We start from the raw sequence: 13832 nt of genomic DNA, 5'->3' as shown, positions 1-13832 counted from the left end.
GGAGGGCTGCTGGACGCGTTGATGGCGCACTCTCCTGGGAAAGGGGGTCGTCTACGCGCGTAGCGCCCCTACGGCATCGAAAGCGGGCGGCGACGTGCCGTGACAACGGGGTACAGGGAGCGATACTCCCCGTACCCCGTTGAGCGGACGTAACCCCGCGGTTACTGGCGGCCTCGGGTTTGTCTGAACTCCCCCGGGGCCACCCGGCTGCTCGTGGTGTAGCTGGGTCAGCAGGTCTCGACCTGGATCAGCTGGTCTTGACCTTGATCTCGCCGCTGATGATCTTCTCCTTGGCCGTGGTGATGGCCTGCTGGAGCTCGGTGTCGCTCTTGAACTTCGGGTTGGAGTCCGCGAGGCCGACCTCGCCGGTCTTCAGATCGCCCCTGACGATACCGGTCCCGGGTCGGCCCTCCTCGACCGACTTCGCCAGGTTGTACACCGCCTTGGCGACGTCCTTCGTCGCCGAGGTCAGGATGGAGTCCTTGTACGTCGCGAGGGCTTCCTGGCGGTACTGGTCGGAGTCGACGCCGATCGCCCAGATCTTGTTCGCGGCGGCGGCCTCGATCACGCCCTGGCCGGACAGACCGGCCGCCGCGTAGACGACGTCGGCCTTCTTCTCGATCTGGCCCTCGGCGGCCGTCTTGCCCTTGTCGGGGCTGGAGAAGCCACCCTCCTCGGCGGTCTGGGTGAGGTACTGGGTGAGGACCTTGGCCTTCGGGTTGGTGTCCTTGACGCCCTGCTCGAAGCCCGCCTGGAACTTGTGGATCAGCGGGATGTCGACGCCGCCGACGAAACCGACGGTGTTCGTCCTGGTGGACCTGGCCGCGGCCACACCGGCGAGGTACGAGGCCTGCTCCTCGGAGAAGACCAGGTCCGCGACGTTGTCCAGCTGGACCGTGGAGTCGTCCACGATGCCGAAGGTGGTGTCCGGGTACTGCTCGGCGGCGGCCTTCACGGCCGTCGCGTACGCGTAGCCCACACCGACGACCGGGTTGTAGCCCTGCTTCGCCAGGGAGACCAGACGCTGCTCCTTGTCGGCGTCCGTCTCGCCCTCGGTGGGCTCGATGTCCTGCGTCTTGTACCCGAACTCCTTCTCCGCCTTCTCCAGGCCCGCGTAGGCCGCGTCGTTGAAGGACTGGTCGCCCTTGCCGCCGACGTCGTACGCGATCGCGAGGCCCATGTCGCCCTTGGAGTCGGCGGAGGACGAGGCCTCCGTCGAGGTACCGCCGCAGGCGGAGAGGACGAGAGCGAGGGAGGCGGTCGCTGCGCCTGCGACCGCTGTGCGGGAAACCCGGCGCATGTGTGGTGCTCCTGTCGTACTAGCGCCGGAGGGTACTGCTCAGTAGGTGCTGCACAGCGTCGGCGCCGTATGTGGCTTTCGCCGCAGAGTAACGCGCGTAGACCCTCCGGGTGAAGCCTGCGGGACCACGTTGTTATGGGGCCGTGTTGCAAGGTTTGCCCGGGGGTTGCGCGGGGGTGCCGGGGTGGGGTGTCACGTTCGGGTTCGTCGTGGCTGGTCGCGCCCACGCGGCGGAGCCGCACAGCGACACGGCCCCGCGCCCGAAAGCGGCGGCGCGACCCCTGGACCGGCCTCCGACAGCGAAGCGGGCGGGTGCACAGGTGCACCCGCCCGCTTCAGCACATCGCAGATCCGGAACTCCGGAACTACTCGGTCTTCACCTTGATCGTGCCGTCGATGATCTCTTTCTTGGCCTTGGCGACCGCGTCGGTCAGACCGGCGATCTCGGCCATCTTCGGGTTGGAGTCGGCGAGGCCGACGCCGTCCACCTTCAGGTCGAAGGTCTGGACCCCGGTGAGGGGCTTGCCGTCCTCGACGGACTTGGCGAGGGCGTAGACCGCGCCACCGACGTCCTTCAGGGCGGAGGTGAGGATGTACTCCTTGTAGGGGGCCAGGGCCTCCTGGTTGTACTGGTCGGAGTCGACGCCGATCGCCCAGACCTTGGCCTTGGCGGCGGCCTCGATGACACCCTGGCCGGAGAGGCCGGCGGCCGCGTAGAGCACGTCGGCCTTCTTCTCGATCTGGCCCTCGGCGGCGGCCTTGCCCTTGTCGGGGCTGGAGAAGCCACCCTCCTCGGCCGTCTGGGTCAGGTACTGCGAGACGACCTTGACCTTGCCGCCGCTGGTGTCCTCGACGCCCTGCTTGTAGCCGGCCTCGAACTTGTGGATGAGCGGGATGTCCACACCGCCCACGAAGCCCACGGTGTTCGTCTTGGTGGCCTTGGCGGCCGCGACACCGGCGAGGTACGAGGCCTCCTGCTCGGCGAAGACGAGGGACGCGACGTTGTCGCCCTCGACGACCGAGTCGACGATGCCGAAGTTGGTCTTCGGGTACTGCTTGGCCGCGGCTTCCATCGCCGGGCCGTAGGCGAAGCCGACGCCGATGACGGGGTTGTAGCCCTGCTTGGCCAGAGAGGCCAGGCGCTGCTCCTTGTCCGCGTCCGTCTCGCCCTCGGTGGGCTCGATGTCGCGGGTGTCGTACCCGAACTCCTTCTGAGCCTTCTCCAGGCCCGCGAACGCGGCGTCGTTGAAGGACTGGTCGCCCTTGCCGCCGATGTCGTACGCGATCGCGAGGCCCTTTTCGCCCTGGGTGCTCTCGCTGTCGTTGCCGCTCTCGCTGCTGGTACCACCACAGGCCGTGGCGGCGAGCGCCAGCGACGCGACCCCCACCGCGACGCGGGTCAGTTTGGAAATCCGACGCATCTTGAAGTTCCCCATCTTCTCCAAAGCCCCGCAGTGTGGGTGCTCAGTTCGGCGCACATTAACGCGCGTAGACCCTTCTGGGAACGGGGTCCTGCCGGACGTTATCCATTCGTGCCGCCGGTTACGTCCTCGTCACCTTCTCGGTCGTCAACACCCTAGATGCACAGTCCGGCGTTCACACCTCGTCGCGCCCCCGACTGCCTGCGGCTGGGCCGACAGAGGGACGAGTCGTGAGGCACACCCTGCCGCGCGTGCGCGATCCCGAGAGCGGGGCCGGTCGCGACGTGGCCGTCCCCGCTCGCGGATGCGAGGGGACGGCTACCTGGCGGCGCTGTCCAGGACGCGCATGCGGGCGTCGAGGAGGGCGGCGGCGGTGAAGAGTTCCACGCCCACGGTGATGGCGTGCTCGTCGGCGTCGAAGTCACCCTGGTGGAGGTCGCGGACGGTGAGGTCGCCCGGGCGGCGGACACCCAGACGGGCCATGGCGCCGGGGACGTGCTCCAGGTACCAGGAGAAGTCCTCGCCGCCGAGGCTCTGCTCGGTGTCCTCGACGGACGCCACGCCGCGGCGGGCGACCATCGAGTCGTGGAGCAGCTCGGTGACGACGGGGTCGTTGACGACCGGCGGGACGCCCCGGATGTAGTTGATCTCCGGCTTGGCACGGTGCATGGTCGCGACCTCGTGGACCGCCTCGTGGATCAGGTCGGGGGCCTGCCGCCAGGCGTTGATGTCCAGGCAGCGGACCGTGCCGGAGAGCTCGGCGTGCTGCGGGATGACGTTGGGGGCGTGGCCCGACTCGATGCGGCCCCAGGTCACGACGAGTCCGGCGCGGGCGTCGAAGCGGCGGGCGACCAGCGCGGGCACGTCGGTGACGACCCGGGCGGCGGCGGTGACGAGGTCGGTGGTGAGGTGGGGGCGCGCGGTGTGGCCGCCCGGCCCGTCCAGGGAGAGTTCCAGCCGGTCGCAGGCCGAGGTGATGGGGCCGTGGCGGAGCCCGATGAAGCCCGCGTCGACCCTCGGATCGCAGTGCACGGCGATGATCCGGCCGACACCGTCGAGCGACCCGCTCCTGATCACGTCGGCGGCGCCGCCGGGCAGCACCTCCTCGGCGGGCTGGAAGATCAGCCGGACGGGGCGGAGCAGCTCGCCCTTGCGGTGCAGGTCGGCGAGGACGAGGCCGGCGCCCAGGACGACGGTGGTGTGCACGTCGTGGCCGCAGGCGTGGGCGCGGTCCGGGACGGTGGAGCGGTAGTCGCAGTCCACCTTGGTGTCCGGGATGGGGAGGGCGTCGATGTCGGCGCGCAGGGCGAGCGCGGAGCTGTCGGCGCCGTTCCAGTCACCGATGTCACAGATGAGTCCGGTTCCGCTGTCGAGCACGCGCGGGCTCAGGCCTGCCTTCTCCAGGCGGGCCTTGATCGCGGCGGTCGTGCGGAACTCCTGGTTGCCGAGCTCCGGGTGCATGTGCAAGTCGCGGCGGAACGCGACGAGTTCGGCACGCAGGGCTTCCGGCAAGGTGCCGGGGAGCGACGCTTCGGCTTCCCCTGGCAGATCGGCCTCGGACTCTCGGGACATCAGTTGGTTCACCCTCTGAAGGGTAGGGCGATCTGGCGACCTTCTCACCCTCGATCAACAAAAAATCAGCCCGTCAGGGGAAGTTTTCCGGTCGCACAGCGCATACGTATCGACAGGGATGGGTATACCCGTCCGCCTCTTCGCGGGCAGGTGGACCTCGGAGACGGGAGCGCCGGGGTTGCCCGCGAATCCCATCGACTAAACGTCCGGGGGTGCCCGGACGATTCCCACACTCCACGGATACCACGTTCGCGTCGTCTCACCGTCCCGGAGCCATCACCGCCGCGTGAGTGTCCGGCTACGCCGTGTGTGCGAGGGGCTGATCGGGGAGAGGTCGTGGCGGGGAGGCAGGGGGGCGGTGGCCTGCGGTCGCGGGGGTGAACCGGGGCATCGGGGCAGCGGGGTGCGATCGAGTGGCGCGGGGTGCCGATGGTGACAGGGATCACGGAGGCGGTGGGGGGCGCGAGCCGACCGGAGCGCGACCGGCGCGCAAGAGGGCGCCGACCGGCTCGTCTCCTCAGGGGGCGGCGGCCGCGGAGGGCGTCCGGCCGTGCAGGATCAGCACGGCGGTGGTCGTGGCGGCCAGGGCCGTGAGGGCCACCAGGGCCGGGACGAGGGCGACCAGCGGGCCCGCCGCCACGCAGACCGCACCGCCGGTGATCAGCACCGGGGCGCGGCGGCCCGTGGTGCGGAGCACGATCGCGGCGGCACCCAGCAGGAAGACGCCCGCGCCGCCGGCCAGGGCCCAGGCGGGCATGCCGTGGAGGGGCTCGGCCAGGCCGTAGTGGTCCGTGGCGGCGACCTGCTGGAGGGTCTTCTTCATGCCGAGGGCGGTGGTGACGACGCCGGCCACCAGGGGCAGGTGGAGGAAGGTGTACGTGTCGCGGGCCAGGACCGTGCGGTCGTCGCCGGCCAGCTCGGCCAGGCGGTGTTCGGCCGGCTCGCTGACGCCGTGGAAGTACAGCCGCCAGAGGGCGGCGGTGGTCAGGAGGCCGAGGGCGGCGGCGGCCACGACCGGGGCGGACACCGGGTAGCCGGTCACGCCGACGCCCATCGCGACGATGGACTCGCCCAGCGCGATGATGACGATCAGGCCGTGGCGTTCGGAGAAGTGCGCGGGGGACGCCACTCGCCAGCCCGATTTGCCGGTGACGAAGATGCCCGCGTAGTCGATGGTCACCGCCGCCAGCCAGATCAGGATCTGGGTCACGCCCTCGAAGGCCGCGCCCACGAGCAGCAGGGCGAAGGGCGGGAGCACCGAGAGCAGGGCCGTGCGGCGGATGGTGGCGTGCAGGGCCTCGTCGTCGGGGGCGGAGAGCCAGTACGTCACCAGGTGCAGGACGCGGACCGCGCCGTAGCACGCCACGAACAGCAGGGGGGCGTGGAGGCCGCCCGGGGCGTCGTCGTACACGTCGGGGACCGTGATCGAGACGATCAGCAGGACCGCCATCACCGAGACGAGCACCGCGAACATGCCGCCCGAGTCGGCGCGGACGACGTTGCCGAGCCAGGCGAAGCAGCACCAGCACCACCACAGGAGGGCGAGGACGACCATGCCGCCCAGCAGGCGCAGGGCGGTGGGGTCGGCGGCCATGAGGGCGGTGACCTGGGTGATGGCGTAGACGAAGACGAGGTCGAAGAAGAGTTCGGCGGGGGTGACCCTGTGTCCGTCCGCCGTGGGGGTCAGCCGGGCGCGTTCTCCGTGCGTCGTCACAACTCCCCCTTCGGGGAGGGCACTTCACCCTCCCCAGCCACGCGGCACGATAGGCGCGGGCCGACCGGGGAAGCGACAGCTCCGGATGCTCCCACAGCGAACACCCGGTTCGGTGGATCAGCGGTTCAGCGGTCAGTTGATCAGCGGTTCAGATCGGCGCGACCGACGACAGCCGGTGGACGTCCCGTGCCGTGCCCGTGACCCCGGACAGGAAGCCCTGGGCGCGGGGGGAGGCGTTCTCGGTCAGCCAGCTCGGGTCGATGTCGCAGACCGCCACGCGTACGTCCGTTCCGGCGAGCGCGAGCGGCAGGGTGTGGACCACCGTCGACGGGAAGCTCAGGATCGTACGGCCGATGGGGCCCCGGCGGGCGATGAGTTCGAGGGGGAGGTCGGGGCGGACGATCTCCAGGCCCGTCTCCGCGGCGAGGGTGTGGAGTTTCTCGGCGCTCTCGCGGCGGTGGGCGAAGTAGCGGGTGGCGCCGTGGGCCTTCGCCAGGGAGCGGACGGCTTCGAGGTAGCGGTCGCCGTCCACCACACCGGTCTCCACGAGGGAGGTGCCCACGAGGTCGGCGCCCTTGGTGATGCGGGGCGGGCCGAAGCGGGCCCGGGTCCAGGCGAAGTCGTTGGCGGTGACGAAGACGCCGTCGGGGGTCTCGTCGATCGGCATGGAGGAGAAGACCTCGACGCGTCGGCCGGCGGCCGGGGTCAGTCGCTTGCGGGCCTTGGAGGAGACCGGGGCGAAGATCAGGTCGCGGGGGCCGGGGCGGCCGCCCTTGCGGTGCCAGCGGACGAGACGTTCGCCTCGGGCCAGCTGGGAGACGAACTCCATGGTCGCGGTGCCGTCGTCGACGACGACCACGTCCACTGCCCGGGTGATGGTCAGCAGGAGCTGGACGTAGCGGGAGAAGGGGTCGCCCAGGACGATGCGGCGCGCGGCGCGCAGCAGCGGGGCGAGGCCGCCGATGGTGCGGAAGGGGGCGGCGGTGCCGCCGCGCGCCTCCTCCCAGCGCACCTCGTGGCCCTCGTCCCGGGCCAGCTCCGCCATCCGGCGCAACTGGCCTCGGGTCATGGGGTCGTTGGGCGAGAGGACCACGACGGTGAGCCCCGCGCCGCCTGAACCGAAGGGCCCCGCGTCGGGGTCCTCGGGCGTGCCGAGGGAGTGGGTGTGCGCCCACTCCAGCACGTTCAACAGCTGTACCGGGCTCTCGACGAAGGCGAGAGTGTGGCGGCCGGCGGTTCCGGCGCGGGGGCTCATCGACGTATGACCGTCCCGTAGTGAGGGAGACCCGTGGTCAGGGAGGGAGGGAGGAGGTTCAGACCGAGACCGGCTCGCCCGCCGCCGCCGCGATCTCCGCCTCGGCGACGACGCCGGAGACACGGCGCAGCTTCTTCATGGGGCCGAGCTCGGAGTCGTAGACCTTCTTGACGCCGTCGCCGAGGGATGCCTCGATGGTGCGGATGTCGCGGACCAGGCGCGTGAGGCCCTGGGGCTCGACGGAGGCGGCCTGGTCGGAGCCCCACATGGCGCGGTCGAGGGTGATGTGGCGCTCGACGAAGGTGGCGCCGAGGGCGACGGCGGCGAGCGTGGTCTGCAGGCCCGTCTCGTGGCCGGAGTAGCCGATCGGCACGTTCGGGTACTCGGCCTGGAGGGTGTTGATGACGCGGAGGTTGAGCTCCTCGGCCTTGGCCGGGTACGTCGACGTGGCGTGGCAGAGCAGGATGTTGTCGCTGCCGAGGACCTCGACCGCGTGGCGGATCTGCTTCGGGGTCGACATGCCGGTGGAGAGGATGACCGTGCGGTTGGTGGCGCGCAGGGAGCGCAGCAGCTCGTCGTCGGTGAGGGAGGCGGAGGCCACCTTGTGGGCGGGGACGTCGAACTTCTCCAGGAAGGCGACGGCCTCGGTGTCCCACGGGGAGGCGAACCAGTCGATGTTCTTGCTCTTGGCGTAGTCGTCGATCTGGCGGTACTCGTCCTCGCCGAACTCCACACGGTGGCGGTAGTCGATGTAGGTCATGCGGCCCCAGGGGGTGTCGCGCTCGATGTCCCACTGGTCGCGGGGGGTGCAGATCTCGGGGGTGCGCTTCTGGAACTTGACGGCGTCGCAGCCGGCCTCGGCGGCGGCGTCGATCAGCTTGAAGGCGTTCTCCAGCTCACCGTTGTGGTTGATGCCGATCTCGCCGACGACGTAGACGGGGTGACCCGGGCCGGCGGTCTTCGAACCGAACGTGCGCAGACGGGAGTTGGTGCTCATGGTGGGACGGTTCCTTACTTGTCGAGGGGGTCGAGAGAGTCGAGAGACGGACCGAGGATCCAGCCGGCGATCTCCCGGATCGCGCCTTCACCACCGGGGACGGTGGTGACCGCGCGTGCGGCGCCGCGTACGACGTCGTGGGCGCTGCCGACCGCCACGGGCCAGCCCACGAGGGCGAAGCACGGGAGGTCGTTGACGTCGTTGCCGACGTAGAGCACGCGCTCCGGCGCGATGCCCTGCTCCTCGCACCACTGCTTCAGTGCGAGGTCCTTCCGGTCGATGCCGTGGAGCACCGGGATCTGCAGCTTCCGGGCTCTGGCGGCGACGACCGGGTTCTTCTCCGAGGACAGGATCAGCATCGTCAGGCCGCTCCTGCGGAGGGCCGCGATGCCGAGTCCGTCGCCGCGGTGCACGGAGACGAACTCCCGTCCGTCGGAGTCGATCAGCACCCTGTCGTCGGTCTGGGTGCCGTCGAAGTCGAGGACTACGGCGTCGATGTCGTCGTAGGTGGGGAGGGCGCCCGGCCGGTTCGCGTCGAAGAGCGGCGCGAGTGCCTGGGCGCGGGCGAGGTCGTGCGGGTCGTCGATCTCCAGGACCCGGGCGGGGTCGGTGCGGACGAGTTCCGTACGGCCGAAGAAGCGGTGCTGGTGCTTGCGCAGGCCGGCCGCGTCCATGGCGTAGGCGGCGCCGGTCTCCAGCAGGTCCTGGGGGCGGTCCTGGCGGCGGGGGCGGAACGACTTGTCGTGGTTGACGCCGTGGCCTCCGGCGGTGGGGCCGGGGGTGGCGTGGCTGTCGCCCGCCAGGGCGACGGCCGGGGCTCCGCCGGCCGCGGTGGCGTCGGTGGCGGTGGCTTCACCCGGTCCGCCGGTGCCGCCCGGCCCGGACGCGCGGTCGTCCGCCGGAGCGGCGCCGAGCCAGGCGTCCGCCCGTGCCGCGTCGGCCCCGCTCAGCACACCGCCGGCGGCGTACGCGGGCGCGCCCTGCGCCGCCGACGCGCGGTCGGCCCTCGGCGCGTCGGCGCGGGTCACCGCGCTCCCAGCGCCGAACTCGCCCGCCGGGGTGCCGGTGGACCTGGCCACACCGGTGCCGACCGCCGCCACGGCTCCACCGGGCGCAGCACCGACGCGGCTCGCGTCGCCATCGCCATCGCCGTCGCCGTCGCCGGTGAACTCGTCCGCCGTGTCCCGCCAGATGAAGCCGTGGAACGGGGCCACGGTCAGGGCGGTGTCGGCGCCGTGTTCCACGATCGCGCGGGCGACGCCGTCGATGTCCTCGCGGAGGATGAACGGGCTGGTGCACTGGACGAGCATCACGACGTCGACAGCGGCACCGTGGAGCGCCTCGTGGGCGTCCATCGCGTGGAGGACGGCGGCCTCGGAGGTCGCGGTGTCGCCCGCGATGGCGGCGGGGCGCAGGACGACCTCGGCCCCGGCCTCCCGGCCCGCGGCGGCGATGGCGTGGTCGTCGGTGGAGACGACGACGTTGGTCACCAGCCGGGCGGCGAGGCACTCGCGCACCGCGCGGGCCACCAGCGGAACGCCGCCGACGGGGGCCAGGTTCTTCGCGGGGACGCCCTTGGAGCCGCCGCGCGCGGGGATCACGGCGAGGACGCGGCGTTCGGAAGTCGTTCGGCCCGCTTCCGGGTGGGACATGGAGGGAACTCCTTGCGGTGCGTGCGAAGAGGTGGGGCGGCGGCTCACAGCTCCCCCATCCGGCGGATGACGGGCGCCACGCGCTGCACTCCGTGGCGGTAGGCGCCGCGGGCCGCCCGGCGCACGATCTGCCGTACGGGCCCGGCCTGCTTGTCGGCGGCGGGCTCCCCGGGCAGCGGTGCGCCGTCGGGGCCGAGGTGGTGGCGGGCGAGGATGCCGGGCAGATAGCCGGGCGCGGTGACGGGCGTGTAGTACGGCGCGAGGGGCGGCAGTCCGTCGGCCGCGACGAGTTTGGTGATGCGGTCGCGGGCCGCGTCGAAGGCGGTGGCGTACGAGCCTCCCCCGGACTTCGTCCGGGAGGTGCCCCCGGCGACGACGCCCTGCCGTGCCACCCACTCGGGGTCCGGTGCCGGCTCGTACCCGGCGTCCAGCTGGTCCCAGGAGGCGAGGCAGCCGGAGCCCACGAAGTGGTGGTTGCCGAGGGTCTCGCGGATCCCGAGGTCGGTGAGGACGACGGTGGGGATCCGGCGGTGCAGCGACTCCAGGGCGGCCGTGGAGCTGACGGTGACCAGCAGGTCGGTGGTGTCGAGGACCTCGCCCATGTTCCCGTACACCAGACGGAAGTTGGGGGGCGCGCCGCCGGGGAGCCGCTCCACCAGCTTCTGGTACGGCAGTTCCTCGATGTGCGTGGTGTGCTCGCCCGGCTTGGAGCGCAGCTTCAGCAGCACCTGGCGGTCCGGGTGCAGCTTCGCGTGCCGGACGAGCCGGTTCAGCAGGTACGTACGGTCCCGGCGGTTGTCCGGGACGGACGGCTGTACGGCGAAGACCACCGTGTAGGGGTCCTGGGTGCCGGCGTACGGCGTGCCGCCCAGGAAGGGCAGGGCGACCTCGGTGACCGAGGAGGCGTCGGCCCCCACGCCCTCGTACACGGCCCGGAAACGATCCGCGTCCTGGCGGGAGTTGGCGAGGACGAGGTCCGCGCCGTGCCGCAGCAGCAGACCGTCGGCGAGCTTCTCGTAGACGACACCGACGTATCCGGTGACGACCACGGGCCGCTTGGTACGCCCGTCCCAGGCCCGGCGCAGGCCGTGCAGCATCGCCTGGACGCCCCCGCCGACGAGGGAGAGCACGATGACGTCGTACGCGTCCTCCTTCATGGCGTTCATGGCCTTCATGGCGCGCAGGAATTCGAGGCCGGTCACCTCGCGCAGGGAGTCGGCGCGGACGCCGACCTCCTGGAGCTGGCGGGCGGTGGGGGTGGCTCGGCCGCGCAGGAGGAAGCCGTCCAGGCGGACGTCCGAATCCTCCGGTGCGAGACGGTGCGCGGTGAGCGCGCCCCATTTCCACCGGGTGTCGGAATCCGCGAGTACGGCGACTCGCCGGCCGTTCGTAGCACTTGCTGGCACATCGAAGACGCTAGGAAGTGATTCCGTTGAACGGCCCAACCCGAATACAACAAAGGGTTAACAGCGCATCGACGAATGGGGAATCGGGGCGCGGGAAGCGGGGAAAAGTGCCTGGTTCACGGTACCGCCACGCGTCGTTCACCTGACATCAAGCAGGTGGTCAAGACGAATGCCGGAGGGCCGCCTAACGTCACGGGGGTGGTCAAGCTCTCCGTCATCGTGCCGTTCTACAACGTGCAGCAATACGCGCCCGACACCCTGAAGAGCCTCGGAGCCAACGCTCGTGAGGACTTCGAATTCATTCTCGTCGACGACTGCTCGCGCGACGAGACACCGGACATTCTCGCGCGCGCGGAGCGCGAGCTGCCGGGGGCGGTGTATGTCAGACACGAGAAGAACGGAGGACTGGCGACCGCGCGCAACACGGGCATCGACGAGGCCCGCGGCGAGTACCTCACGTTCCTCGACGGGGACGACTGGCTCGCCCCCGGCTACTACCCCCAACTGCTCGGCGCCATCGAGGACTTGGGCTGCGACTTCGTGCGCACGGACCATGTCCAGTGCACCGCGCGAGCCCGCTCGATCCACCGCGTGCCCAACGGGCGCCGGGGCGTGGTGATGAACCCGCGGGACGCGATCCTGCCCGCCGACCGCTCCACCTCCGTCGACTACGCGTACGCCTGGGCGGGCATCTACCACCGCCGGCTGGTCGACAAGGGGGTGCTGCACTTCACCCACGGGCTGCGCACGGCCGAGGACCGGCCGTGGATCTGGAAGCTCCACCGGGAGGCCGATTCCTTCGCCACCGTGGGGCTGCTCGGCGTCTTCTACCGGCGCGGGGTGGCTTCCTCGCTGACCCAGATCGGCGACGTGCGACAGCTCGATTTCCTTCGCGCATTCGACCAGGTCATCGCGGAAACGGCGAAGGACCGGGACGCGGACAGACTTCTCCCCAAGGCCGTGCGTACATATTGCGCGATCATCTCCCATCATTTGGGATCCATCGAAAGGTTCGAGCCGGCGGTGGCACGGAAACTGAAGTCGATGAGCGCGGTCGCGCTGCGCCGAATGCCGCAGGACGTGCTCGACGAGGCCCTCGACTCCATGGACGTCCAGCGCGCCACCCGGCTGCGCCGGCTGCGCCGCCGTCCCGCCGCCACGGGGGTCGCCGCGTGACCACGCAGATCTTCATGGCGTCCACGCTGTACGGCACGGCCACGCTGGCCGCGGCCCTGGACACCGAGTGCTTCCGCCCCGCCGCCCGGCGCATCCTGCTGATCTCCAACAACGCGGCGACGCCCGAGACGGCCCCCGGCCTGGACGAGATGCCCGGCTTCGAGCGGCTGCGCGACCGCTTCGACGAGGTGATCTCCTGGAACGAGACCATCTCCCCCTTCCACCCCGGCGGCTGGTCCCCGCGTACCGACGACGTCCCCCTGTGGGAGCGGCACCTGCGGCTGCTGTGGAACCTGGGCGACGACGACGTCGAGCTGGCCGTGGAGTCCATCCAGGTCCACCCGGCCCTCGGCTTCACCCAGATCTTCACCGGCGCCCCCGTCACGGTGTACGCGGACGGCCTGATGAGCTACGGCCCCACCCGCAACAAGATCGACCCGCTGGTCGGCACCCGCATCGACCGCCTGCTCCACCTCGACCTGGTCCCGGACCTGAAGCCGCTGCTGCTCACCGAGTTCGGGGTCGAGGCGGAGATCGTGCCGACGGACGCCTTCGTGAAGGTGCTGGCGGAACTCGTCGACACCGGTGACGCGTTGCCCGCGATCGAGGAGCCGGCGCTGCTGCTCGGCCAGTACCTCTCCGCGCTCGGCATCCTCACCGCCGAGGAGGAGGAGGACCTCCACGTCCGGATGCTGAAGGGCGCGGTCGCGCTCGGGCACACCACGGTGGTCTTCAAGCCGCACCCCAGCGCGCCGGCCCGCTGGTCGCGCGGCCTGGAGAAGGAGGCGGAGCGGCTCGGCGCCGACCTGACGGTGCTGTCCACGCCGGTCCTCGCCGAGGTGCTCTACCAGCGGATGCGTCCGGCCCTCGTCGTCGGCTGCTTCTCCACGGCCCTGCTGACCGCCTCCGCGCTGTACGGCCTCCCGGTCGCCCGCGTCGGCACCGGCACGCTGCTGGACCGGCTCGCCCCGTACGAGAACAGCAACCGGGTGCCCGTCACGATCGTGGACGCGCTGCTGCCGGAGCTGGGCGACCGGGCGGCGGTCACCTCCCAGCGGCCGGGCACCGTGGTGGCGGACCTCGACGGCCTGGTCCGGGCGGTGGGTTTCGCGATGCAGCCGAAGATCTACCCGTCGCTGCGCGCGGAGACCGAGGCGTATCTGACGAGGCATCTGAGCGCGCACACCCTGCGGTACTTCAAGCGGCGCCGGTTGACCTCGCTGGGGCTGCCCGGTGGCATCCCCGTCCAGCTCGCCTTCATCCCGCGCAACGCGACCGTACGAAGAGTCGCGCGGCGGGCCCGGTCCCTCAAGCGGGCGACCTTGGGGTGAGCCCCGGG

Annotated in this window: 10 protein-coding genes and 1 pseudogene; 2 read left to right on the top strand and 9 right to left on the bottom strand. The window is 71.0% G+C overall.

What is annotated here, in order from left to right:
* Window positions 1–247 precede the first annotated feature (247 nt).
* From OG272_RS31140 to OG272_RS31100, 9 genes and pseudogenes are all read right to left on the bottom strand, one after another.
* On the bottom strand, window positions 248–1300 hold the full coding sequence (locus OG272_RS31140; protein WP_326578278.1) for a BMP family ABC transporter substrate-binding protein: 1053 nt from the start codon (window positions 1298–1300) through the stop codon (window positions 248–250).
* A gap of 365 nt (window positions 1301–1665) precedes the next feature.
* Window positions 1666–2721 (bottom strand): BMP family ABC transporter substrate-binding protein, encoded by a 1056-nt coding sequence (locus OG272_RS31135; protein ID WP_326578280.1) that lies wholly within the window; start codon window positions 2719–2721, stop codon window positions 1666–1668.
* 318 nt (window positions 2722–3039) lie between these two features.
* Entirely contained in the window at window positions 3040–4293 is a 1254-nt protein-coding gene (locus OG272_RS31130) for an amidohydrolase (RefSeq protein ID WP_326585650.1), read from the bottom strand.
* 517 nt (window positions 4294–4810) lie between these two features.
* Window positions 4811–6007 carry a low temperature requirement protein A gene (locus OG272_RS31125; RefSeq protein ID WP_327728066.1) on the bottom strand — a complete coding sequence of 399 codons (1197 nt, stop codon included), beginning with the start codon at window positions 6005–6007 and terminating at the stop codon, window positions 4811–4813.
* A 148-nt stretch (window positions 6008–6155) separates the two neighbouring features.
* Complete coding sequence (locus OG272_RS31120) at window positions 6156–7262, bottom strand: hypothetical protein (RefSeq protein ID WP_327728067.1); 1107 nt, start codon at window positions 7260–7262, stop codon at window positions 6156–6158.
* A 58-nt stretch (window positions 7263–7320) separates the two neighbouring features.
* Window positions 7321–8259, bottom strand: a complete 939-nt coding sequence (locus tag OG272_RS31115; RefSeq protein ID WP_326578286.1) for an N-acetylneuraminate synthase family protein — start codon at window positions 8257–8259, stop codon at window positions 7321–7323.
* A gap of 14 nt (window positions 8260–8273) precedes the next feature.
* A complete protein-coding gene (locus tag OG272_RS31110; RefSeq protein WP_405896096.1) occupies window positions 8274–9452 on the bottom strand; it encodes an HAD hydrolase family protein in 1179 nt (392 codons plus the stop codon).
* A gap of 39 nt (window positions 9453–9491) precedes the next feature.
* Window positions 9492–9911 (bottom strand): annotated as a pseudogene (locus tag OG272_RS31105) (cytidylyltransferase domain-containing protein); the annotation flags it as partial.
* Between the two features lie 44 nt (window positions 9912–9955).
* On the bottom strand, window positions 9956–11317 hold the full coding sequence (locus OG272_RS31100; RefSeq protein ID WP_326578290.1) for a DUF6716 putative glycosyltransferase: 1362 nt from the start codon (window positions 11315–11317) through the stop codon (window positions 9956–9958).
* 198 nt (window positions 11318–11515) lie between these two features.
* Here OG272_RS31100 and OG272_RS31095 point away from each other — a divergent pair, with 198 nt between their 5' ends.
* Together OG272_RS31095 and OG272_RS31090 are read left to right on the top strand one after the other, a co-directional pair.
* On the top strand, window positions 11516–12493 hold the full coding sequence (locus OG272_RS31095; RefSeq protein WP_326578292.1) for a glycosyltransferase family 2 protein: 978 nt from the start codon (window positions 11516–11518) through the stop codon (window positions 12491–12493).
* Complete coding sequence (locus tag OG272_RS31090; protein WP_327728069.1) at window positions 12490–13824, top strand: alpha-2,8-polysialyltransferase family protein; 1335 nt, start codon at window positions 12490–12492, stop codon at window positions 13822–13824. Before OG272_RS31095 ends, OG272_RS31090 begins: the two co-directional genes overlap by 4 nt.
* Window positions 13825–13832: the final 8 nt, after the last annotated feature.

Source organism: Streptomyces sp. NBC_00104, from assembly GCF_045160825.1.
GTDB lineage: Bacteria > Actinomycetota > Actinomycetes > Streptomycetales > Streptomycetaceae > Streptomyces.
Note: the sequence above shows the minus strand (reverse complement) of the source record. Positions and strands in the feature narration are given on the sequence as shown.